The sequence below is a fragment of the Paracoccus aeridis genome (genome assembly GCF_004923205.2).
GTDB lineage: Bacteria > Pseudomonadota > Alphaproteobacteria > Rhodobacterales > Rhodobacteraceae > Paracoccus > Paracoccus aeridis.
On sequence record NZ_SELD02000015.1, the window covers coordinates 1 to 21,430 of the forward strand.

Sequence of the window (21,430 nt, forward strand, 5' to 3'; positions counted from 1 at the left end):
AAATCAGGCGCCGTCCCGGGTCAGTTCCAAGTGGAAATCAACATCTGTCCCGCCGTCCTCGTTCTCCGGCTCCGACGGACCCGCGACGGCGATCCTCGGTGAGGGTCTTGCCGAGCGACCGGGTCAACCTCCGGAGCGTGATCATCGCCGAGGGCGGTAGGCTCCCGATCACCGGGGATCCCGCCTTGCGGCCGTTGAGCCCGAGATCGGACGCAGGCACCGTCACCCGACGCATCAGCACGAAGCGGGTGGGGCGCTGCAGGCCCGCGGCCTTGTAGTCGTCGGGCTCTGGCAGTTCGAGGTCGAGGCCGCGGTTCGAGTGGCTGCCGGCGCTGGTGCCGTAGGCGATCGTGACCAGGGGCGCGCCCTCCTTCCCGGGCGTCGCCGCGATGACGAGGCAGGGGCGGGTCTTCACCCGGCCTTCGCCCCTCGCCGAGCGGAAAGCGGAACGAAACGATGGTGCCAGGCGCAGGGCAGCGGCCCCGCCGAGGAGATCGGTGGTCATGGATTGTCTCTCTTCGATGTCGGTGGAGTGCCGGCGCGTCCTGCGCGCCGGCATGGGAAGCTCAGGCGATGCCGCGGCAGAAGCCAATGTGCCGCTCGGCCGCCAACAGGTCGGCCACCCGCTCGGAGGCGGCGAGGCACTCGATCACCGCTTCCAGCAGAGGACCGATAGCGGGCGAGGTCTCGGTATCTGCCCGATCCTTCAGGAGCCGGGCGAGATCGTGCAGGTTCTCACGCGCGTTCTTGGCGAGCGCGGAGCGCTCCTCGGCGATCTTCCGCAACTCGGCGAGTTCGCGGCGCAGCGCGTAGGCCGTCTCGCCGTCGAGTGCCTGCGAGCGGGCGACCGCGTGGCGCGCCGCCGCAATGGCCGAGGCGCCGATGTCCTCCAGCCGCTCGAAGTCGGTGCCGGCCTTCTGCTCGAGGACGAGCTGATGACGCGAAGGGGCGATCATTGCCGGCCCTCCTGCGCGCCCTGCGGCCGGGCTGGTCGGGGCATTGCCCGCCAGCCGGTGCGGCGATCGCCGCGTCGCTCGGCCCGTCGCTCTTCCCGGCGCGCCGCGGCGATGTCGCGCAGGGCGTGGATGCGGGCGCGCTGCGCGTGCAACCGCTCCACCGCGCTCTCGCAGAGATGGCCGACGATCGGGAACTCCTGCGTCGCCGCAAGTGCCGGATGCGAGGGGGCGATGGAGAACCGCCGGTTGAGGTCGAAGCGCACGGGGCGGAGGAGGCCGGACTGGCGCACCTCGTCGAGATGGCTGAGGCGCAGCGTGCCCGGGCGCACCGGCTGGGCGTGATCATCGGTGCCGGGGGCGATGGCCAGCACCTGCCAGCCGGCGATGCTCTCAATATCGACGATGAGCGCGAGCGCATCGGGATTGTTGGGGAGCGGCCAGCGGATGATGCTGCCGATGGCGAGCGTGCTGCTCTGGTTCTGCGGCACCGGAAGCGCGCAGGTCGTCTGGGGAGTCTGCTGGAACATGTCGTCCTCTCGTGTTCAGGAAAACGACACCCGCCAACGCTCACATCCCAACCTCACCCGGTCGGCCCTGCGCTGGCGGCGTATCGCCAGACACACGCCGACAACGCGGGGACGAAAGAGACGCAAATACGGCTATTGGCGGTAAGTATCCTTCACTGAATCCGCGCAGAGCGAGTGGCGTAGAGGGCATGTGCCAAGGGGATGGACCGCAACCCGAGCTTAGGGTGCGAGAACAGTGCTACTCAACCACCAGATGTCCCCTGCCATGCGACCAAAGGGAGGGTCGCATCCATGCTGGGCACGCATAAGCGGAAAATTGTTGTTACTATCGCTCCGGTATGCTCTCGTTGAGCCGCAAAGGAGATCGAAATGGCAAGACGAGCAGCGTATACGAAGGTCGAACGAGGTAGCTTTTTAAACCCCATTCACGTTACCGGTATGGGGGACAAGACTTTCCGCGGATTCCAATGCCTGAACAAGGACTGTACCGACTTTCTATTCATCCGGACCGAAACCATTGATCCCGACTTTGAGTATCCTTGCCCGTCTTGCGGGTTTGTCCATAAAGCCGGCGAAAGCACGACTATATACACATACAAGCTTTGCGACACCCGCGATGATTCGCTGATTGAAGAAGGTCCTTTTGAAATATTGCACGACGATTATGTGAATGAATCCGGTGAGTATAAATACTGCATTGTCTGCGGTGCATTGAAGCCCTTTGAACTCTTTGACTTCCATAGTGCTCGTCGGACCGGTCGTCAGGGAGAATGCCGCGTCTGCAAGCAAACTTATAATGCAATCAAAAACGGAACGCGCTTGGCGGAACAGCACCGGGAGGCTAGCCAAAAGCGGAGGCTGTACACTCATTTCAAAAGCACCGGAAAGATCGACATTGCTGAAATTTATAAGCGCTTTGAAAACTGCTGCTTCAAATGCGGCATCGACCTCTCAGACGATCTCACAGCAGGCGTTGCCAAAAAAGAAGGGAATCTTGACCATTCACTGCCTGTTTACTATCTCTGGCCGCTCACGACTGAAAATGCCACGCTTCTCTGCCGCGAGTGCAATGGCGAGAAGGCCGGTAAGTGGCCGGTCAACTACTATAATGATGCCCAGCTTAAGCGCTTGTCGGTTCTAACAGGGATCGATCATCGCCTAATGGCAGGCGATCCTACTTTCAACCCCAGCGCTATTGAGAGTCTGAAGGATCCCCAGCTTCGTAGAGATCCTTTTTGAGAAATTCTCTCGTTACCCTCAAACAGCGCGCCCAGGCAACGCGCGAGGCTTATGCACGCGGCGAGGCTCCGCCGCCGCGTCGCCGCCATGTCCGCACCCGGGAGTGGCGCGAGAAGGAGGACCTGCGCCTGATAGCTGAACGCAACGCATTGCAGGCCGCACAAGCCGAGCAGCAGCGCAAGGCGGCCGAAGCCGAGGCCGCTTTGGAGGCCGAGCGTGCCCGTCTGGCTGAACAGGCGGCGGAACATAAGGCCGCGCTGGCCCGCGAACGCGCTGCCGTTGAGGCTGCGAAAGCCAGCAGCAGCTCGCTGCAACTGAAGCCGAGGCCGCTCTCAAGGTAGAGCGTGCCCGGTTGGCCGAGCAGGCGGCCGAGCAAGACGCTGTGCTGGCTGGCGCCGAGGCGCTTGGCGCCGGGTTGATCGACCCCGCGCAGGATGAAATCACGCTGGCCCCCGCGAACCCCGATGATCCGGCGGCCGCGCAGATCATCACTCGCATCAACGAATCGCCCTCGGGCTGGCGCAGATTCGCCGCGGCCTTGGCGCCAGGATGGAAGCCGATGCGGCAGGCGGCCGAGGCAAAACTCGCGGGCGAGAAAGCGCAGGTCGCGAACCACCGTGCCGAGATCGACAATGTGTGGCAGACGCTGGCGGAAATGACGCGGCGTCTGCTGCCCAAAGACGCCACGGTGCAATCCGCGCGCGAGCAGGTGGCGCGTGTGCTGGCGCAGTGGCGGTTCACGAAGGATCGCGAGCCCGCTCGCCCCAACCCCGCTCAACGCGACGACTGATCCCGGCGGCCCCTTGCGCCACCAGGTACGTGGGCCGGCTTCCCTTTTCTGACGGCTCGGTTACATCCGCCCTCAAAACGAACGAGGGGACGGGATGCCGATATTGCACTGACTGACGCGGACGCGGATCCGCGGACGGCCGCGCAGGTGCCGTTCCGGCTGCTGACCGAGGAGCCCTCGCTGTTCCCACGGCGCGAACGGGTCCGGCAGCGAGGACGGGCTGCTGGTGCAGGGCGACAATCTCGAGGCGCTGAAGGCGCTCGTTTTCGCCCTCCCTTAGAGCGCCGCTGTGCTGGGGTGGGTCTGCGACGCTCCACATACGGGAGCGGGCATGATACGGGAGCGGGCATGCATTGATGGCCACCAGCGTAGGAACATTCGTCCTCCGATTTTGCCTTTAAAAAGATTTTGTGAAATCGGTCGGTGAATGGTAAGCTCCTTTTGTAGTCCTTGTCGATTTGCCTTCTTGCGGAGGGATGGGATGTTCCGCATTGGAGCAGCGGCTTTATTTATTTTTGGTTCGACATCTATAGTTGCGGCCGAAAGCTTCATGCTTAAAGTGGGAAGAAGCCCAGGATCACAGTTTCCTGAGAGTTCCGCGCAGCCCGTCGTTTCGATGTGGAACGCCATAGTCGATGAAGTTAGATACACAGGAGTTAATTGTACTCTGGACTTCTCTGTAGCAAGTAATCGTGTCATCCAAGTTCCTGATAGCATTGATCGCTCAAGATTTGAATGCGCTCTTCAGCCGAAGCGACGCTAACGTGATCATAGTGAGATTTCTGAACTACTGTGGTGGATACAACCCGGGTTACTCAGGTTGCTCCGACGATGATTTGCTCATCGTAGTGGACAATCAGTATGGACTCGATACCGCTCTCGCACTACAAACCAATGCTGTTCTGTGGTTTCACAAATTTGGTCACTCTCAGACCTTAAGTCATCACTATGACGACAGGAATCTCATGAATGCCACAGTCACGGCGGCAAACATGCGACTGACGGCCAGTCAGTGCAATCACCTCATGTCAACAAATGCTGTGTTCCGTTCTCTAGTAGGAGGAATTGCCGAAACGATCACTCAGGTGCAACTTGCGACTGAAAATCTCAGTCCCTTAGAGGTTCTGTTGAGCGGCGCATGGAACGAAGGCATACCTGTCGAAGATCTTCGGCGGTTAACCGATAGCCCACTTGATCTGCAAAAGGTTCTTCTCAATCCTGAGCGTGTTCAGTTGTGGCCCAACGCCGTCTTAGGATTGGGCATGATTGGTGATGAAAACGACATGAACTTTCTGATCTGGTACTACGATTTTCTTGCCTCATTCGAAGAAAATGTTGGCGCTGAGACGGCACGAACGAACGCGCAGGCGAAGGGCCGCGAGCCGACGGTCGATCAGATCCGCGACTATCTGGTAGAACGGCTGGTGCCCCCGTCATGGATCAAGGTGGCGACGGGCGACCGGCGCGAGCTGGACGGCGTGAACCTGCGCGACCCCTCGGAACCCACGCGCCACGTCATCACCGTGCAGGCGCTGCGCGAGGGATGGGACTGCCCCTCGGCCTATGTCCTCTGCGCCACGCAGAAACTGCGCAGCGCCACGGCGGTCGAGCAGCTTCTGGGCCGCCTGCCGAGTGCCGACTGCCTTGTGGCGACAGGGGGCTACGATGCAGGACTGGTTGCGAAAAGCGCCAAGAGACAACGGATGAAAATGTGCATTTCAACCGGAGAGCCCCAAGAAGTCTATATACTAGACTACATCTGGCGATACAGGCGCAACTACACCGAGTTCATGTCAGTCGGCTGAAGCACGGAAACCGCGTTGCCACCGGATCCCACCCATGCCCGGAGACCTTCTTCTCCGCCGTCGCCCTCGCAGCCACTGTCCCCCTGGCTGTGAAATGTCATCAGCCTAGCGCGACAGCTTCAGCAGTTCGGTCACGTCGAGATGCCTGTTGATCTGGATCGCAAGCTCATCAAGAACCGCGTCAACCTCGTTCCCGTAGCGGAAATCGTCGGCGGATACTCCGAGCGCGTGGAGCCAGGCCGCGCGGAAGGCATCCGATGTGAACAGGCCGTGCAGATAGGTTCCCTCTACCCGGCCATCGCCTGACCGTGCGCCTTCGGGAACATCGCCGATCCGGGCGAAGGGGCGGAGGCAATCGGGTCCGTCCGTCAGCCCCAGGTGAATCTCGTAGCCGGCGACCTGCAGGCCGGAGGGAACGTGGATGGCATCGACCCGCGTCAGCCGCTTGTCCGATGTCAGCACGGTCTCGACATCAAGGTAGCCGAGGCCCTCCGTCGCCCCCGCCTCTCCCTCGACGCCGTGCGGATCGGCGATGCTGCGGCCGAGCATCTGGAACCCGCCGCAGATCCCGAGGAGGCGGCCGCCGCGCCGGTGATGGGCCCTGAGATCGATGTCCCAGCCCTGCGCCCGCAGGAACGCGAGGTCGGCGCGGGTGGACTTCGAGCCCGGGACGATCACCACCGCGGCGTCGCCGGGGATCGGCTGGCCCGGGCGCACCATGTCAAGCCGGACGCCCGGGTGCATCTTCAACGGGTCGAGGTCGTCGAAATTGGCGATCCGCGACAGGGCGAGGCAGGCGATCCTGGACTCGCCGTCACCGAAGGGCTGCAGGTCGAGCGCGTCCTCGGCCGGCAGCAGCGCGGCCCTGGCGAACCACGGAAGCACCCCGAAGCCCTGCCATCCGGTCCGCTCGGCGATCATCTGGTAGCCGTCGTCGAAAAGCGAGGGGTCGCCGCGGAAGCGGTTGACGATGAAGCCCTTGATACGGGCGGCGTCCTCCGGGTCGAGGACGGCCTTCGTGCCGACAAGCTGCGCGATCACGCCGCCGCGGTCGATATCTCCGATCAGCACCACCGGAACGTCGGCGGCGGCCGCGAAGCCCATGTTGGCGATGTCGCCGCGGCGCAGGTTGACCTCGGCCGGGCTGCCCGCGCCTTCGACGATGACCAGATCGGCCTGCGCCTTGAGCCGCGCGAAGCTTTCCAGCACCGGCCTCATCAGCTCGGGCTTCAGCCGGGCATAGTCGCGGGCCTTCAGCGTCGCGCGCCGCTTGCCCTGCACGATGACCTGCGCGCCGATGTCGGATTCGGGCTTCAGCAGGACCGGGTTCATGTCGGTGTGCGGCTCGACCCCGCAGGCCAGCGCCTGCAAGGCCTGCGCGCGGCCGATCTCGCCGCCGTCCACTGTCACGGCGGCGTTGTTCGACATGTTCTGCGGCTTGAAGGGGCGCACGGTCAGCCCGCGCCGGACCGCCGCCCGGCAGAGCCCGGCCACCAGCAGCGACTTGCCGACGTTCGAGCCGGTCCCCTGCAGCATCAGCGCGCGTGTCAGAACTCGATCCCCGCCTGCGCCTTGATCCCCTGCCGGAAGGGGTGCTTCACCACGGTCATTTCCGTCACCAGGTCGGCCACCTCGATCAGCTCGGGCCTGGCATTGCGGCCCGTCAGAAGGACATGGGTCATCGGCGGCTTCTCGGTCCCGAGGAACTCCACGACCTCGGCCACGTCGAGATAGTCATAGCGCAAGGCGATGTTGATCTCGTCCAGCAGGACCAGCCGGTTGCGCTCGTCCCGGATCAGGTCCCTGGCCTTCGCCCAGGCGCGGGCGGCGGCGGCGCGGTCGCGCGCCAGGTCCTGCGTTTCCCAGGTGAAGCCTTCGCCCATGGTGTGGAACTCGCAGAGGTCGGGAAAGTGGGTCAGCAGGAAGTCCCGCTCTCCGGTCGCCATGGCGCCCTTGATGAACTGGACCACGCCCACGCGCATCCCGTGCGAGATCGCCCGCATCACCATGCCGAAGGCCGACGAGGACTTGCCCTTGCCGGGGCCGGTCAGGACCAGGACCAAACCTTTTTCGCCTGTCTTTTCCGCCATCATCCGGTCGCGGGCGGCCTTGATCCGTGCCTTCTTCTCGGCATGGCGCGCCGCCTCGTCGGGGGTCGCTTCTGCCGCCATTGTCACCTCTCCCTTGACAAGCGAGGCCGTCTCGTGGCTTCCCTCGCGCATCGTTGGTTCTCGCACAAAGCGAGCTAAGAGGGAATGCGACAGCTGGTCTCCAGCGAAGCGCAGCCGCCCCCGCGACCGTGACCGGAGAGGTCGCCCGAGATGCCACTGGGCCTGAAGGTCTGGGAAGGTCGGGTGCCCGCCGGGGAGAAATCCCCGTCATCCGCAAGCCGGGAGACCTGCCAGCGTGCGGTGCGAGATCTCGCATCCGCGTTGTGTTGCGGTCGGGGTGAACCGTGTGCAAGCCATGAAGGCGGCCACCGGCCCCCGCATGTCCTGCGCGCAGATCTCAAGCCTCCCGCGTCCGTTGGCTTGCCGGGAGGGCAGATGGCCAGGAAGAATGCGTTGACGGTCTGCATCACCTGCAGGCGCGCCGGCACCGATCCGCAGGCACCGCGGGACGGGGCGCGGCTGTCCGATGCCCTGGCTGCGCGCGGCGTGCCCCATGACCGGCAGGAATGCTTTTCGGCCTGCGAGCGCTCCTGCGTCGTCGTGTTCCGCGGGCCCGGCCGCTGGACCTATGTGCAGGGCAGCCTCGATCCCGACCTGCATTCCGACGACGTGGCAGAGATGGCTCGCGCCTATGCCGCAACGCCGGACGGCATCGTGCCGTGGCGGTCCCGTCCCGACGTGATCCGCAAGCACACCATCGCCCGCATTCCCCCGATCGAGGTCTGAAATGTCACTGGAAAAAACCCCTGTCACCGTCGTCACCGGATTCCTTGGCGCGGGCAAGACCACGCTGATCCGCCACCTGCTGCAGAACCCGCAGGGGCGGCGTCTGGCGGTCCTGGTCAACGAATTCGGCGACGTCGGCGTGGATGGCGACCTGATCCGCGCCTGCGCCGACGCGAACTGCCCCGAGGCGAACATCGTCGAGCTGACCAACGGCTGCATCTGCTGCACCGTCGCCGACGAGTTCATCCCCTCGATCGAGCGGCTGCTGGCCCTCGATCCCCGGCCCGACCACATCGTGATCGAGACCTCGGGGCTGGCGCTGCCGAAGCCGCTGCTCAAGGCCTTCGACTGGCCCGACCTGCGCTCGCGCATCACCATCGACGGCGTGGTCGCCGTGGCCGATGCCGAGGCCGTCGCTGCCGGGCGCTTCGCCCCTGACCCGGCGCGTCCCGGCGACGCCAGCGAGGTGGATCACGAGACGCCGCTGTCCGAAGTCTTCGAGGACCAGATCGCCTGCGCCGACATCGTGCTGCTGTCCAAGGCCGACTTGGCCGGAGAGGAGGGGGTCGCCGCGGCTCGCGAGGTCATCTCCGCCGAGGCCCCGCGCCCTTTGCCGATGGTGGCGCTGACCGAAGGCGTGATCGACCCGTGCGTGGTCCTGGGGATCAACGCGGCGGCCGAGGACGACCTGGCCGCCCGCCCCTCGCATCACGACGGCGAGGAGGAGCATGACCATGACGACTTCGACACGGTGGTGATCGACCTGCCCGAGCAGGGCACCCCCGAGACGCTGGCCGCGAAGGTCGCCAGGCTGGCCGAGGCGCAGAAGATCCTGCGGATCAAGGGTCATGTCGCCATCGAAGGAAAGCCGCTGCGGCTTCTGGTTCAGGCTGTCGGCGCGCGGGTGCGCCACCAGTTCGACCGGCCCTGGGGCGACCGGCCCCGGCGGGGCCGCCTGGTGGTGATCGCGGAAAAGGGCGACATCGACGCGGACGCCATCCGGGCCGCGCTGGCCTGATGCACGTCCTTTTCCGCGAAAGCCACGGGCTGGAGGAAACGGCCCGGCCCGAGGATCTGGGGCAGTCGCCCGCGGATCTGGTGGTCCTGTCCTTCTCGGACAGCGACCTTGGCGCTTTCGCGGCAGGCTGGCAGCGGGGCCGGGACAGGCTGCCGTCGCTGCGGCTGGCCAATCTTTCGCGCCTGCGCCATCCCCTGTCCGTCGATACGTATGTCGATCAGACCCTCTCGGCAGCCAGGGGCGTCCTCGTCCGCCTGATCGGCGGCAGGAGCTACTGGTCCTACGGGGTGGACGAGTTGTCCCGGATCGCACGCCGGAAGGGGATCGCGCTTGCCTTCCTTCCGGCGGACGGCCAGCCCGATCCCGTTCTGGACGGGGCCTCGACCCTGCCCGTTTCCACCCTGCGGCGGTTGTCGGACCTGTGCGAGTCCGGGGGAGAGCTTGCGGCGCAGGATGCGCTGGTCCTGCTGTCCTCGGCGGCAGGGCTGGATGCAGGTCCGCCCCAAGGTGCCACGGTGCTGCCCAACCACGGCTTCTGGCACCCCGATCCGGGGGTGACGACGGCTTTCAGGCGGGATGGTCGCCCGCTGATCCTCATCCCCTTCTACCGCGCCTGGGCGGCGGCGTCCGACACCGCGTCGGTCGCCGCACTGATCCGCGCGTTCGAGGCCGAGGATGTGCAGGCCGTCGGGATGTTCCTGCCCAGCCTCAAGGATACGGCCGCGGCCGAGTGGCTGCGGTCCACGCTGCCCGGGCTCGCCCCCGCCGCCATCGTCAACGCGACCGCCTTCTCGGGCCGGGCCGGGGACGCCTCGCCGCTCGATGCGCCGGGGGTGCCGGTGTTCCAGGTGATCCACGCGACCTCGGATCGGGCCGCATGGAAGGGCGCGGAGCGCGGCCTGTCGGCCGCCGACCTGGCCATGCACGTGGCGCTGCCCGAACTGGACGGGCGCATCAACGCGGGCGTCATCTCTTTTAAGGAGGCGGTAGAGACCGATCCCGCGCTGCAGGTCCGGCTTCAGCGCCACAGCCCGGATGCCGAGCGGATCGGGGCCGTCGTGGCGCGGGTCCTGAACTGGTGCCGCTTGCAGCATCTGGCGCCATCCACCCGCCGGGTGGCGCTGGTCCTGTCCACCTATCCGGGCAAGGAATGGCGGCTTGCCCATGCGGTCGGGCTTGATGCCCTGGCCTCGGCCGCCGCCATCGCCCGGCAGCTTGGACAGGACCTGACTCCCGAGACCGTGCTGCGCGACCTCAAGTCTACGCGGCTTCGCTGGTCGTTGCCGGAGTGTGAAAGGGCGCTGTCACGCTTGCCCGACAACCTGCGCCGCGATCTGGAAGCAGGTCATGGCAAGGCGACAGCCGAACCGGAGTTCCGGGCCTTCTGGGCGGGCAACATCCTCATTGCCCTGCAACCCGAGCGGGGAAGGCCCACATCGCGCGAGGCCGATTACCATGACTTGTCCCATGTGCCGGGCCCCGACTACGCGGCCTTCTATCTGTGGCTCAGGCATGGCGCCAAGGTCGACGCCATCATCCATGTCGGCGCGCATGGCACGCTGGAATGGCTGCCGGGCAAGGCCGCGGCCCTGTCGCGGGACTGCTGGCCCGACGCGCTGACCGGCGGGCTGCCGGTGCTTTATCCCTTCATCGTCAACGATCCGGGCGAGGCCGCGCAGGCCCGGCGCAGGCTCGGGGCGCTGACGCTGGGCCACCTGCCGCCACCGCTGGTCGCATCCGGGACGCCGGGGAACCTGCTGCGGCTGGAAAGCCTGCTCGATGAATATTCGACCGCCGACGGTCTCGATCCGGCGCGCCGCCTGCGCCTGATCTCGCTGATCCGGGCCGAGGCGCGGGATCAGGGCCTGGAAACTGACCTCGGCCTTGCGCCCGACGCCTCGGCCGCCGAGGCGATCACCGCCATCGACCGCTTCGTCTGCGATCTCAAGGAAAGCCAGTTCGGGGACGGGCTGCATGTCTGGGGCGAAGGCACCCCGGATGATCCGGGCAGGGGGCAGGGCGACCCGACCTCGCTTGCATCCGAGCGCGCGGCGATCGATGCGGCGCTCGCCGGGCAGCGTGTCGCGGCCGGTCCTTCCGGCTCGCCCTACCGGGGGCGGCTCGACGTGCTGCCGACGGGGCGCAACCTCTACGGCGTCGATCCGCGCGCGGTGCCATCGCGCGCCGCGTGGGCGCAGGGCGTCCGTCTGGCCGAGGAACTCGTCCGCCGCCATCTGCAGGATCACGGCGACTATCCCCGTAGCCTGGTGGTCAACCTGTGGGGCTCCGCCACCATGCGCACGGCGGGCGAGGATTTCGCCATGGCGCTGCATCTCGCGGGGCTCGAGCCGCTGTGGGATCCCGCCTCCGAGCGCGTCACCGGCTTCGAGATCACGCCGCTTGCGCTGATGGACCGGCCGAGGACCGGGGTGACCCTGCGTGTTTCGGGGCTTTTCCGCGACACCTTCCCGGAGCTCGTGACGCTGTTCCAGCAGGGCTGCGACGCGCTTGCCGCCCGCGACGAGTCGGCCGACATGAACCCCTATGTCGCATCCGTTCCCGGCTCTCACGTCTTCGCCCCGGCGGCGGGCCGCTACGGCACCGGCATCACCGAGGACATGGCGGCCGGGATCGCGGGACGCGCATGGCTGCAGAACTCGGCCTTCGGTCCCGACGGCAGGCCGGACCGCGCGGGGCTCGAGGCGCGGATCAGGGCGGCGGACGGCTTCGTCCTGTCGCAGGACCTGGCCGAAACCGACCTGCTGCTGGCTATGGACTATGCCGCACACGAGGCGGGTTTCGCCGCCGCCCGCAGCGCCCTGGGGCTGGAGCCCGCCGCGCTTTACCATCTGGACGCGACCCGGCCCGACAGCCCCCGCGCCCGGCTGCTGTCCGAAGAGATTGCCCGCGTGGTCCGGGCCCGCGCCGCCAATCCCGGCTGGCTGCGGGGGATGACGCGCCATGGCTTCCGGGGCGCCGCCGAGATCGCCGCGACCCTTGAACACATGGCCGCCTTCGCCCGCCTGGCGCAGGCGGCGCCCGCGCATCTCTTCGCGCTGTATCATGACGCGACCCTCGGCTCGCCCGAGGTGCGGGAGTTCCTTGCCGAGGCCAACCCGGACGCGCTGGCCGCGATGGAGGCGATCTTCGCCGAGTTCGGGATCGTGCCCCGACCTCTCCGCAACTCCCCTGCGGAGCTTCCGGCATGACCCCGAAGGGCTGGTGCCCCGGCGCCCTGCGCCCCATGCCCGCGGGCGACGGGCTGCTGCTGCGCATCCGGCCGCGCGGCTCGCGCCTTGACGCGGGGCAGGTGGCCGTTCTGGCGGAGATTTCCGGAATCTTCGGGAACGGTCAGGTCGATCTCGGCTCGCGCGCGACGCTGCAGTTGCGTGGCATCCGCGAGGAGACGCTGCCCCAAGTGCATCGCCGGCTTGAAACACTGGGCCTGCTGGACGGCGATCCGCGCCTTGAGGCCCGCCGCAACATCATGGTGACGCCGTTCTGGCGCGACGGCTGCGGCACGCAAGCACTCGGGCGAGAGCTGGAGGCAGCTTTGCGGGACGCGCCGGACCTGCCGCCGAAGTTCGGCTTTGCGATCGACACCGGGGAACGCCCCGCGCTGCAGGACGCCTCGGCGGATATCCGGATCGAACGTGCCGGGGGCGACCTGCTGCTGCGGGCTTACGGGATGGCCCGGGGCGAACGGGTGAGCCGCGGGACGGTGACCCCTCGCGTTCTCGACGTGCTGGAATGGTTCGCGGGAACAGGGCACCGCCGTATGGCGCAGGCCGTCGCGGCGGGGATCCAGCCGCCCCTGCATGCCGATGCGGCGCCCGACAGGCAGGCGCCGCTGGAAGCGATCCTCCGATCTGCCCCGTTCCTGTTTGCGCCCTTCGGGGCGGCTACCTCGGCGGCGCTGTCCGAACTCGCCGGGCACGCCCTGCGCCTGACGCCGTGGCGGGCGGTCCTGCCCGAGCGCGATGTGCAGGGCGACCTGTGGCTGACCGACCCCGACGATCCGCTGCTGCGCGTCAGCGCCTGCACCGGCGCGCCGGGATGCGCATCGGCCAGCGTCGTGACCCGCGAACTCGCGCGCGAACTCGCCCGCCATGTGCCGATGGGGCGGCATCTGCATGTCTCGGGCTGCGCCAAGGGCTGCGCCCATCCCGCCCCGGCGTCCGTCACGCTGACCGGGCGCGACGGGTTCTTCGACCTGATCCCCGACGGTCCGGCAGGGGGCGAGCCTGCGCTCCGCCGTCTGCCCGCCGCAAGTCTTCCCGACGTGATGAGAGGCCATCTTGGCTCACAGCTATGAAACCGATGGCGCGGCCATCTACCGCGCATCCTTCGCCACCATCCGGGCCGAGGCCGACCTTGCCCGCTTCTCGCCCGAGGAGGAGGTGGTCGCGGTCCGCATGATCCATGCCGCGGGCATGGTGGACCTGGCCGCATTCATCCGTTTCTCGCCCGGCTTCGCGACCGTTGCCCGCAAGGCCCTGCAGGACGGCGCGCCGGTCCTCTGCGACGCCCGCATGGTGTCCGAGGGGATCACCCGCGTCCGCCTGCCCGCCGGCAACGAGGTCATCTGCACCCTGCACGACCCGCGCGTGCCCGCCCTTGCGGCAGAGATGGGCAACACCCGCTCGGCGGCGGCGATCGAGTTGTGGCGGCCGCACCTGGACGGCGCGGTGGTGGCCATCGGCAATGCGCCGACGGCGCTGTTCCACCTGCTCAACCGGCTGGCCGAACCCGATTTCCCCCGCCCGGCCGCCATCATCGGCTGCCCCGTCGGCTTCATCGGCGCGGCGGAATCCAAGGCCGCGCTGATGCAGGACGACCCGGCGCCCTGGTGCGTGGTCGAGGGCCGGCTTGGCGGCTCGGCCATCACGGTGGCGGCGGTGAACGCGCTCGCCTCGGAACGGGAATAGCCATGGGCAAGATCATCTGCATCGGCCTCGGCCCGGGCGACCCCGAACTGATGAGCGTCAGAGCCCATCGGCATCTGACCAATGCGCCGCGCGTGGCCTTCTTCCGCAAGGCGGGCGCACGCGGCGTGGCGCGCAGGCTCGTCGAGGGGCTCCTGCGCCCCGATGCCACCGAGATCCCGATGGAATACCCGGTCACGACCGAGATCGCGGTGTCGGACACGCGCTACAACCCGGCGCTTGCGGGCTTCTACGAGCATTGGGCGGCCGAGCTTCTGCGGCAGTCAGACGAGGAGGACGTCGTCGTTCTCTGCGAGGGCGATCCCTTCTTCTACGGCTCGTTCATGCATCTTCATGCCCGGCTGCCGCACGAACGGGTCGAGGTGGTGCCGGGGATCCCCGGCATGGCCGGCTGCTGGACGGCGACGGGCCTGCCGATCACCTGGGGCGACGACATCCTGACGGTGCTGCCGGCCACGCTGCCCGAACAGGAACTGGCGCGGCGCATCCGCGACACCGATGCGCTGGTCGTCATGAAGATCGGCCGCAACCTGCCGCGCCTGCGCGCTGCGCTGGAAAGCGCGGGCAGGGCCGACCAGGCATGGCTGATCGAGCACGGCACCATGGCCGAGGAGCGGGTGCGGATGCTGTCCGAGGTCGAGGGGCCGGTGCCCTATTTCTCGATCGTGCTGGTGCACGGGCAGGGGCGCAGGCCATGACCGGATCGCTCGTCATCGCCGGGCTTGGTCCCGGCGCCGAGGCCATGGTCACGCCCGAGGTCGCTTTGGCGCTGGACCGGGCGAGCGATGTTATCGGCTACATCCCCTATGTCAGCCGTGTCCCTCCGCGCGAAGGCCTGCGGCTGCATCCCTCGGACAACCGCGTCGAGTTGGACCGCGCGGTCCATGCGCTGGAGCTTGCCGCCTCAGGCAGGCGCGTGGTCGTCGTGTCCTCGGGCGATCCGGGCGTCTTCGCCATGGCCTCGGCCGTGTTCGAGGCCGTGGAGCAGGGGCCGTCCCATTGGCGCGACCTGGACATCCGCGTCCTGCCCGGCATAACCGCCATGCTGGCGGCGGCTGCCGCGGCGGGTGCCCCGCTGGGCCACGATTTCTGCGCGATCAACCTGTCGGACAATCTCAAGCCCTTCGACCTTGTGCTGAAGCGGGTGCGGCTTGCGCTGGAAGCGGACTTTGCCATGGCCTTCTACAACCCGCGCTCGCAGTCGCGCCCGCACCAGTTCGCCTCGGTGCTGGACCTGCTGCAAGCCCATGCCGGGCCCGAGCGCCTGGTCATCTTCGCCCGCGCCGTCTCGACCCCCGATCAGGACATCCGCGTGGTGCGACTGCGCGAGGCGCTGCCGGAAATGGCCGACATGCGCACCCTCGTCATCGTCGGTTCGTCGGCGACGCGGCAGGTCGGGCGCTTCGTCTACACGCCGAGGCGGGCATGAAGCCAGTCCATGACCTCGGCAAGCGTGCCGCACAGGGGCCGGTCCGGCAGGTCGGGGCGGTCGATCATGACAACGGGGATGCCGAGCGTCCGGGCGGCGAGGATCTTCGCCTCGGCCCCGGTGCCGCCCGCATTCTTGGTGACCAGCAGTTCCGTCCCATGCGCGCGCATCAGGTCCAGATCGTCCTCCAGCCGGAAGGGCCCGCGGGCGACGATGACCTCGGCATTCCGCAACGGGAAGTCCGGGGCAGGCGCATCCACCAGCCGGACCAGGAAGCGGTGCTGCGCGAGATGGGCGAAGTCGGCGAGATGTTGGCGGCCGATCGCCAGGAACACCCGCTTGCCGGGACCGTCCAAGGCCGCCGCGGCACTCGTGATGTCGGGAACATGGGTCCAGTCGTCCTGCGGACCTGCCGTCCACGCAGCCCGCTCGGAGGCGCAAAGCGGCACGTCGGCCATGGTGCAGGCCCGAACGGCATTGCGGCTGATCTGCGCGGCAAAGGGATGGGTCGCGTCGATGACCTGCCCGATCCGCTTGTCGCGCAGGAAGGTCGCAAGCCCCTCGGCCCCGCCGAACCCGCCAACGCGCACGGGAACCGGCTGCGCGCGGGGGGTGGCCACGCGTCCCGCATAGGACAGAAGCGCCGGCCAGCCCGCCTCGGCCATGGCTTGCGCGAGCCTGCTCGCCTCGGTGGTGCCGCCAAGGATGAGGGTGGTCGGGATGTCTGAATGGCTGTCGATCATCGGCATCGGGGAAAATGGCCTGAAGGACCTGGCCGGGGCAAGCCGGGAGGCGCTGGACCGCGCCGAGGTCGTCTTCGGTAGCCCGCGCCATCTTGCCCTGGTGGACCACCCCGGCAAGCGGCCGTGGCCGGTGCCGTTCTCGCTGGCGTCCCTGCTGGCGCTGCGCGGCAGGCCGGTCGCCGCGCTGGTGTCGGGCGATCCCTTCTGGCACGGCGCGGGCGGCAGTCTGGCGCAGGAACTGCCCTCCGGCGAGTGGCGCGCCTATCCCGGTGTCCCGGTGCCATCCCTCGTTGCCGCGCGGCTTGGCTGGCGGCTGGAGGAGGTGACCTGCCTCGGCCTTCATGCCGCGCCGCTGGAGCGGCTGCGCCGGCACCTGACCGACGGCGCAAGGCTTATCGTGACCCTGCGCGACGGGGCGGCGCCTTCGGCGCTTGCGGGCTACCTGACCGCGCTGGGCTTCGGGTCTTCGGTGCTGCACGTGATGGAGCATCTGGGCGGCCCCAGGGAACGCATCCGCCGCCATGCCGCACATGACGGTCTGCCTGACTTCGAGAACCTCGTCGCCTGCGCCATCGAGGTCCGGGGCGGCAAGGGCTTGCCGCAGGTTCCCGGCCTTGCCGACGACCTGTTCGACCATGACGGCCAGATCACGAAGCGCCCGATCCGCGCGCTGGCCCTTTCGGCCCTTGCGCCGCGCGCGGGCGAGTTGCTGTGGGATCTGGGCGCAGGCAGCGGCTCGGTCGGGATCGAGTGGCTGCTGTCGCACCCCCGCAACCGCGCCGTGGGCGTCGAGCGCGACCCCGCCCGCGCCGCGCGTGCGCGGGCCAATGCCCTTTCCTTCGGCGTGGCTCATTTCGACATACGAGAGGGGGCCGCGCTCGAACTGCTGCCCGGCCTGCCCACGCCGGATGCCGTCTTCATCGGAGGCGGGCTGGACGGGGCGCTGCTCGACGCGGTGTGGGCCGGCCTGCCCGCCGGAACCCGCATCGTCGCGCATGGCGTCACGCTGGAAACCGAGAGCCTGCTGGCCGGCGCGCAAGCGAGGCTGGGCGGAACGCTGCTGCGGATCGAGCTGTCGCAGGCGGCGCCGCTGGGCGGCAAGCGCGGCTGGAAGGCCAGCCACCCCGTCGTGCAATGGAGCGTCATGCGATGAGGGTCGTCGGTCTCGGCCTTCGCTCGGCGGCCACCCCGGCGAGCCTGGAGGAACTGATCGAGCGCCTGCAGATCGCGCCCGACCTGCCGCTCGCCGTGCCCGCCTTCCGCGGAAGCCACCCCGCCGTTCTGGACCTGCAGCGGCGGGGCCGCAGGATCATCCCGCTGCCCGAAGCCGCGCTGAGCGGCACAAGCACGCCGACCCGCAGCCCACGCATCCTCGCCCGTCACGGCACCGGCAGCATCGCCGAGGCCTGCGCGATTGTCGCGGCAGGACCGGGCGCCCGGATCATCGTGCCGCGCGTGGTCTCGACCGATGGCCGCGCCACCGCCGCCCTGGCCCAATCCGACGAAAGCCCCTGTCCATGACCGTTCACTTCATCGGCGCCGGCCCCGGCGCGCCCGACCTGCTGACCTTGCGGGGACGCGACCTGATCGCGGCCTCGCCCGTCTGCCTTTACGCCGGTTCCCTGATCCCGCAGGAACTGCTGCGCCACTGCCCCGAGGGCGCGCGGATGATCAACACCGCGCCCCTCAGCCTTGACGATATCATCGCCGAGATCGCGAACGCTCACGCGCAGGGGCTGGACGTGGCGCGGCTTCATTCCGGCGACCTGTCGGTCTGGTCGGCCATGGGCGAGCAGCTGCGCCGCCTGCGGGCGCTGGACATTCCCTACGACATCACGCCCGGCGTGCCGTCCTTTGCCGCGGGCGCCGCGGCGCTCGGGGCGGAACTGACCCTTCCCGGCGTCGCGCAAAGCGTCGTCCTGACCCGCACCCCGGGCCGCGCCTCGCCCATGCCCGGGGGCGAAACGCTGGCCGCCTTCGCCGCGACCGGGGCGACGCTGGCGATCCATCTGTCCATCCACCGGCTGGGTGAAGTCGCCGCCGAGCTGGGCGCGCATTACGGCACGGACTGCCCGGTGGCCGTGGTCTGGCGGGCAAGCTGGCCCGACCAGCGCATCGTGCGGGGAACGCTGGCCACCATCGCCTCCGACGTGGCCGAGACGATGGAGCGGACGGCCCTGATCCTCGTCGGGCGGGCGCTGGCCGCGGAAGATTTCGACGACAGCCGCCTTTATGCGCCCGATTACGACCGCCGCTTCCGGGCCGGGCGCGCCGACGCGGTGAAGGCGTGAGCCGCGCCACCATCCCCGGGCTGATCGTCTCGGCCCCCCGCTCGGGGGCGGGGAAGACCACGGTGATGCTGGGGCTGCTGCGCTGCCTTGCCGAGGACGGGGTGAAGGTCCGCCCCTACAAATGCGGTCCCGACTACATCGACCCGGCCTTTCACCGCGCCGCCTGCGGCGAGGCGTCCCGCAACCTCGACAGCTGGGCGATGGGGCCGGGGGTGCTGGCCGACCAGCTTGGCCTGTCGGGCGAGATGGCGCTGGCCGAGGGCTCGATGGGGCTGTTCGACGGCGTCGCCCGCGCCGGAGCCTCGGGGAACGGCTCGACGGCCGACATCGCGGCGATCACGGGCTGGCCGGTCGTTGTGGTGATGGATGTCTCGGGCCACGCGCAGACCGTGGCGGCGCTGGCTGCAGGGCTGCGGGAGTTCCGCCCGGATGTGCGCGTCGCGGGGGTGATCCTGAACCGCGTGGCCTCGCCCCGGCACGAAAGGCTGTGCCGGCTTGCGCTGGATGATGCGGGCATCCCGGTGTTCGGCGCCTTGCCGAGGCGCGGCGACCTGACATTGCCCGAGCGGCACCTGGGCCTTGTCCAGGCAGTCGAGCATCCCGACCTGCAGTCGGCCATCGCCTCCTATGCCGCGTTCCTGCGCGCCCATGTCGATCTTGCGGCGCTGCGCGCACTGGCGGCGGGCGGCAGGCCTCTGCAGCCCTCCAGTCGCATCCGCCCCCCGGCGCAGCGGATCGCCCTGGCGCAGGACGCGGCATTTTCCTTCACCTATCCGCATCTGCTCGCCGCGTGGCGGGCAGCCGGGGCGGAGATCCTCCCCTTTTCCCCTCTGGCAGACGAGCCCCCACCGGATGCCGACTGCTGCTGGCTTCCCGGCGGCTACCCGGAACTCCATGCAGGACGACTGGCCGCGGCGCAGGACTTTCTTGCGGGCCTGAGACGGTTTGCCGGGAACAGGCCGGTTCATGGCGAATGCGGCGGCTACATGGTGCTGGGGCAAAGCCTGACCGACGCAGACGGGCAGGTTCACCGGATGGCCGGCCTGCTGGGGCTGGAAACCAGCTATGCGACCCGCCGGATGCATCTGGGATACCGGCGCGCGCGGCTGCGTTCCCCCCTGCCGGGGCACGATCGCGGCCAGGACCTGCTGGGCCACGAGTTCCATTATTCCACGATCGTCTCGCAACCCGACGCGCCTTTGGCCAAGGTCTTCGATGCCGATGGCAACCCTGTCCCGGAAACCGGCTCGCGGCGCGGGAATGTCACCGGCACTTTCTTCCACCTGATCGCAGAGGCGCCATGAGAGAGGCGGGCTGCGTCAGCTTCGTGTCCTCCGGCCCCGGCGACCCGGAACTGCTGACGGTCCGGGCCGTGAAGCGCCTTCAGGCGGCAGAGGTCGTGCTTTACGATGACCTTTCCTCGGGCCCGATCCTCGACCTTTCCCCGGATAGTGCAGATCTGATTTCCGTCGGCAAGCGCGCGGGACGCGCCTCGGCGCGACAGGACGACATCAACCGCCTGCTGGTGAACCACGCGAGGACCGGCGCCAGAGTGGTGCGGCTGAAATCCGGCGATGCAGGCATGTTCGGCCGCCTGGAAGAGGAAATCGCCGCCCTCGATGCGGCCGGGATCGGCTACGAGGTCATTCCGGGTGTCACCGCTCCGGTGGCTGCTGCTGCCGCGGCAGGCATCCCGCTGACGCGGCGGCTGACGGCCCGGCGGGTCCAGTTCGTGACCGGCCACGAGATCACCGGGACGCTGCCGGGCGACCTGAACTGGGCCGCGCTGGCGGACCCCCATGCGGTGACGGCCGTCTACATGGCGCGGGCGACCTTTCCCGACTTTGCCGGCAGGCTTATTTCCCATGGGCTTTCCCCGGCTGCCCCCGCAATCCTCGCGGTCGGCGTCTCCACGCCAGCCGAGACGCTTTTCAGGGGCACCATCGGCGAGATTGCCGAATCGTGCCGCGCCAACTCTCGCTCGACCGCTCCGACCCTGATCCTTTACGGCGCGCTTGCCGGGGACGCCCCGCGCCGCAGCAGGTAGATGTCCATGATCCAGCCCCGGCGCGCCCGTGCCTCGGCGCGGGTCCTGACGATGCGCGGCCCTGCGTCGGACAGGGGGCCGTGGTCGAGGATCTCGCCCTCCATCCCCACATAGGCGCCCCACCAGATCGAGATCCCTGCCGGGTCGAGCGTGGTGAACGAACATTCGCCGTCGAGCATCACCACCAGCGTGTCGACGCCCCGCGGCCAGCCATGCTCGCGCAGGTGCCGCCCGGTGGTGACGAGGAACGGCTCGGCCAGGCTGTTGAGCGGAATGGCATGGGACGCGGTGAGCACCTGCAGCGACATCAGGCCAGGCACGACCTTCAGGTCCAGTGGGCGGACCTTTCCGATCCGCCCGGCGATCCGCAGCGTGCTGTCGAACAGCGCCGGGTCGCCCCAGACGAGCAGCGCGACCTTCCGCGCTTCGGGGTAGGGGGCCAGCGCATCGAGCCAGGCTTGCGCGATGGCATCGTGCCAGAGGTTCACCCGCGTCTTGTAGTCGGGCACGGCGGGGTCGCGCTCGGGCATGGGAAAGGACAAGAGCCGGGGTGCTTCGCCCTCGACGCAACTGGCGGCGATCCGGCGGCGAAGGTCGGCAAGCTCCTGCCTGTCCTCGCCCTTCTCGGGAATCAGCAGGATGTCCGCTGCCCTGATCGCCTCGATCGCCTGCAAGGTCAGGTGGTCGGGGTTGCCGGTCCCGATCCCGACGAGCGTTAGTTCCATGGCAGCGTCTCCGAAAG

23 protein-coding genes and 1 riboswitch are annotated in these 21,430 nt (G+C 68.2%); of the genes, 16 read left to right on the forward strand and 7 right to left on the reverse strand.

Annotated features, from left to right (window positions below):
* Positions 1–37 precede the first annotated feature (37 nt).
* From ELI80_RS05990 to ELI80_RS06000, 3 genes are all read right to left on the reverse strand, one after another.
* A complete protein-coding gene (locus ELI80_RS05990) occupies positions 38–505 on the reverse strand; it encodes a type II toxin-antitoxin system PemK/MazF family toxin (RefSeq protein WP_136650216.1) in 468 nt (155 codons plus the stop codon).
* Between the two features lie 61 nt (positions 506–566).
* Positions 567–956, reverse strand: coding sequence for a hypothetical protein (locus tag ELI80_RS05995; protein WP_136650217.1), 390 nt, complete (start codon positions 954–956; stop codon positions 567–569).
* Positions 953–1,483 carry a hypothetical protein gene (locus ELI80_RS06000; RefSeq protein ID WP_136650218.1) on the reverse strand — a complete coding sequence of 177 codons (531 nt, stop codon included), beginning with the start codon at positions 1,481–1,483 and terminating at the stop codon, positions 953–955. Before ELI80_RS06000 ends, ELI80_RS05995 begins: the two co-directional genes overlap by 4 nt.
* A gap of 369 nt (positions 1,484–1,852) precedes the next feature.
* Here ELI80_RS06000 and ELI80_RS06005 point away from each other — a divergent pair, with 369 nt between their 5' ends.
* From ELI80_RS06005 to ELI80_RS06020, 4 genes are all read left to right on the forward strand, one after another.
* Positions 1,853–2,722, forward strand: a complete 870-nt coding sequence (locus ELI80_RS06005) for a hypothetical protein (protein WP_136650219.1) — start codon at positions 1,853–1,855, stop codon at positions 2,720–2,722.
* The gene (locus tag ELI80_RS06010) at positions 2,719–3,063 is read left to right on the forward strand and encodes a hypothetical protein (RefSeq protein ID WP_136650220.1); all 345 of its coding nucleotides are present in this window, start codon (positions 2,719–2,721) and stop codon (positions 3,061–3,063) included. Before ELI80_RS06005 ends, ELI80_RS06010 begins: the two co-directional genes overlap by 4 nt.
* Before the next feature lie 11 nt (positions 3,064–3,074).
* Complete coding sequence (locus tag ELI80_RS06015; RefSeq protein ID WP_136650221.1) at positions 3,075–3,512, forward strand: hypothetical protein; 438 nt, start codon at positions 3,075–3,077, stop codon at positions 3,510–3,512.
* A 692-nt stretch (positions 3,513–4,204) separates the two neighbouring features.
* On the forward strand, positions 4,205–5,317 hold the full coding sequence (locus ELI80_RS06020) for a hypothetical protein (protein ID WP_136650222.1): 1,113 nt from the start codon (positions 4,205–4,207) through the stop codon (positions 5,315–5,317).
* A gap of 105 nt (positions 5,318–5,422) precedes the next feature.
* Here ELI80_RS06020 and ELI80_RS06025 read toward each other — a convergent pair whose 3' ends face one another.
* A complete protein-coding gene (locus tag ELI80_RS06025; RefSeq protein WP_136650223.1) occupies positions 5,423–6,853 on the reverse strand; it encodes a cobyric acid synthase in 1,431 nt (476 codons plus the stop codon).
* Between the two features lie 11 nt (positions 6,854–6,864).
* On the reverse strand, positions 6,865–7,488 hold the full coding sequence (gene cobO / locus ELI80_RS06030) for a cob(I)yrinic acid a,c-diamide adenosyltransferase (RefSeq protein WP_136650313.1): 624 nt from the start codon (positions 7,486–7,488) through the stop codon (positions 6,865–6,867).
* 37 nt (positions 7,489–7,525) lie between these two features.
* Positions 7,526–7,737, forward strand: a riboswitch (cobalamin riboswitch).
* Between the two features lie 126 nt (positions 7,738–7,863).
* On the opposite strand from cobO, the gene ELI80_RS06035 reads away from it, so the two are divergent.
* From ELI80_RS06035 to cobJ, 7 genes are read left to right on the forward strand one after another with little or no spacing between them, the layout of a single operon-like run.
* Complete coding sequence (locus tag ELI80_RS06035; RefSeq protein ID WP_136650224.1) at positions 7,864–8,214, forward strand: DUF1636 domain-containing protein; 351 nt, start codon at positions 7,864–7,866, stop codon at positions 8,212–8,214.
* A gap of 1 nt (position 8,215) precedes the next feature.
* Positions 8,216–9,232: a cobalamin biosynthesis protein CobW gene (cobW, locus tag ELI80_RS06040; RefSeq protein WP_136650225.1), complete on the forward strand. Its 1,017-nt coding sequence runs from the start codon at positions 8,216–8,218 to the stop codon at positions 9,230–9,232.
* Entirely contained in the window at positions 9,232–12,441 is a 3,210-nt protein-coding gene (gene cobN, locus ELI80_RS06045) for a cobaltochelatase subunit CobN (RefSeq protein WP_136650226.1), read from the forward strand. The genes cobW and cobN overlap by 1 nt, the downstream gene beginning before the upstream one ends.
* Positions 12,438–13,547 (forward strand): ferredoxin-like domain-containing protein, encoded by a 1,110-nt coding sequence (locus ELI80_RS06050; protein WP_136650227.1) that lies wholly within the window; start codon positions 12,438–12,440, stop codon positions 13,545–13,547. Before cobN ends, ELI80_RS06050 begins: the two co-directional genes overlap by 4 nt.
* The gene (locus tag ELI80_RS06055) at positions 13,531–14,160 is read left to right on the forward strand and encodes a precorrin-8X methylmutase (RefSeq protein ID WP_136650228.1); all 630 of its coding nucleotides are present in this window, start codon (positions 13,531–13,533) and stop codon (positions 14,158–14,160) included. Before ELI80_RS06050 ends, ELI80_RS06055 begins: the two co-directional genes overlap by 17 nt.
* Before the next feature lie 2 nt (positions 14,161–14,162).
* A complete protein-coding gene (gene cobI, locus ELI80_RS06060; RefSeq protein ID WP_136650229.1) occupies positions 14,163–14,876 on the forward strand; it encodes a precorrin-2 C(20)-methyltransferase in 714 nt (237 codons plus the stop codon).
* Complete coding sequence (cobJ, locus tag ELI80_RS06065; protein WP_136650230.1) at positions 14,873–15,607, forward strand: precorrin-3B C(17)-methyltransferase; 735 nt, start codon at positions 14,873–14,875, stop codon at positions 15,605–15,607. The genes cobI and cobJ overlap by 4 nt, the downstream gene beginning before the upstream one ends.
* On the opposite strand, the gene ELI80_RS06070 is transcribed toward cobJ, so the two are convergent.
* The gene (locus ELI80_RS06070; RefSeq protein ID WP_236641359.1) at positions 15,586–16,356 is read right to left on the reverse strand and encodes a cobalt-precorrin-6A reductase; all 771 of its coding nucleotides are present in this window, start codon (positions 16,354–16,356) and stop codon (positions 15,586–15,588) included. The genes cobJ and ELI80_RS06070 overlap by 22 nt on opposite strands.
* Between ELI80_RS06070 and cbiE the strand changes: the two genes are divergently transcribed.
* The 5 genes from cbiE to cobA are packed head-to-tail and all read left to right on the forward strand — an operon-like array spanning position 16,328 to position 20,688.
* A complete protein-coding gene (cbiE, locus tag ELI80_RS06075) occupies positions 16,328–17,503 on the forward strand; it encodes a precorrin-6y C5,15-methyltransferase (decarboxylating) subunit CbiE (protein ID WP_136650231.1) in 1,176 nt (391 codons plus the stop codon). The genes ELI80_RS06070 and cbiE overlap by 29 nt on opposite strands.
* The gene (locus tag ELI80_RS06080; protein ID WP_136650232.1) at positions 17,500–17,871 is read left to right on the forward strand and encodes a cobalamin biosynthesis protein; all 372 of its coding nucleotides are present in this window, start codon (positions 17,500–17,502) and stop codon (positions 17,869–17,871) included. The genes cbiE and ELI80_RS06080 overlap by 4 nt, the downstream gene beginning before the upstream one ends.
* The gene (cobM, locus tag ELI80_RS06085; protein ID WP_136650233.1) at positions 17,868–18,641 is read left to right on the forward strand and encodes a precorrin-4 C(11)-methyltransferase; all 774 of its coding nucleotides are present in this window, start codon (positions 17,868–17,870) and stop codon (positions 18,639–18,641) included. The genes ELI80_RS06080 and cobM overlap by 4 nt, the downstream gene beginning before the upstream one ends.
* Positions 18,638–19,945, forward strand: coding sequence for a cobyrinic acid a,c-diamide synthase CobB (locus tag ELI80_RS06090; RefSeq protein ID WP_268939847.1), 1,308 nt, complete (start codon positions 18,638–18,640; stop codon positions 19,943–19,945). The genes cobM and ELI80_RS06090 overlap by 4 nt, the downstream gene beginning before the upstream one ends.
* A complete protein-coding gene (gene cobA, locus ELI80_RS06095; protein ID WP_136650234.1) occupies positions 19,942–20,688 on the forward strand; it encodes a uroporphyrinogen-III C-methyltransferase in 747 nt (248 codons plus the stop codon). Before ELI80_RS06090 ends, cobA begins: the two co-directional genes overlap by 4 nt.
* On the opposite strand, the gene cobF is transcribed toward cobA, so the two are convergent.
* Positions 20,646–21,413, reverse strand: coding sequence for a precorrin-6A synthase (deacetylating) (gene cobF / locus ELI80_RS06100; RefSeq protein WP_136650235.1), 768 nt, complete (start codon positions 21,411–21,413; stop codon positions 20,646–20,648). The genes cobA and cobF overlap by 43 nt on opposite strands.
* Positions 21,414–21,430 lie beyond the last annotated feature (17 nt).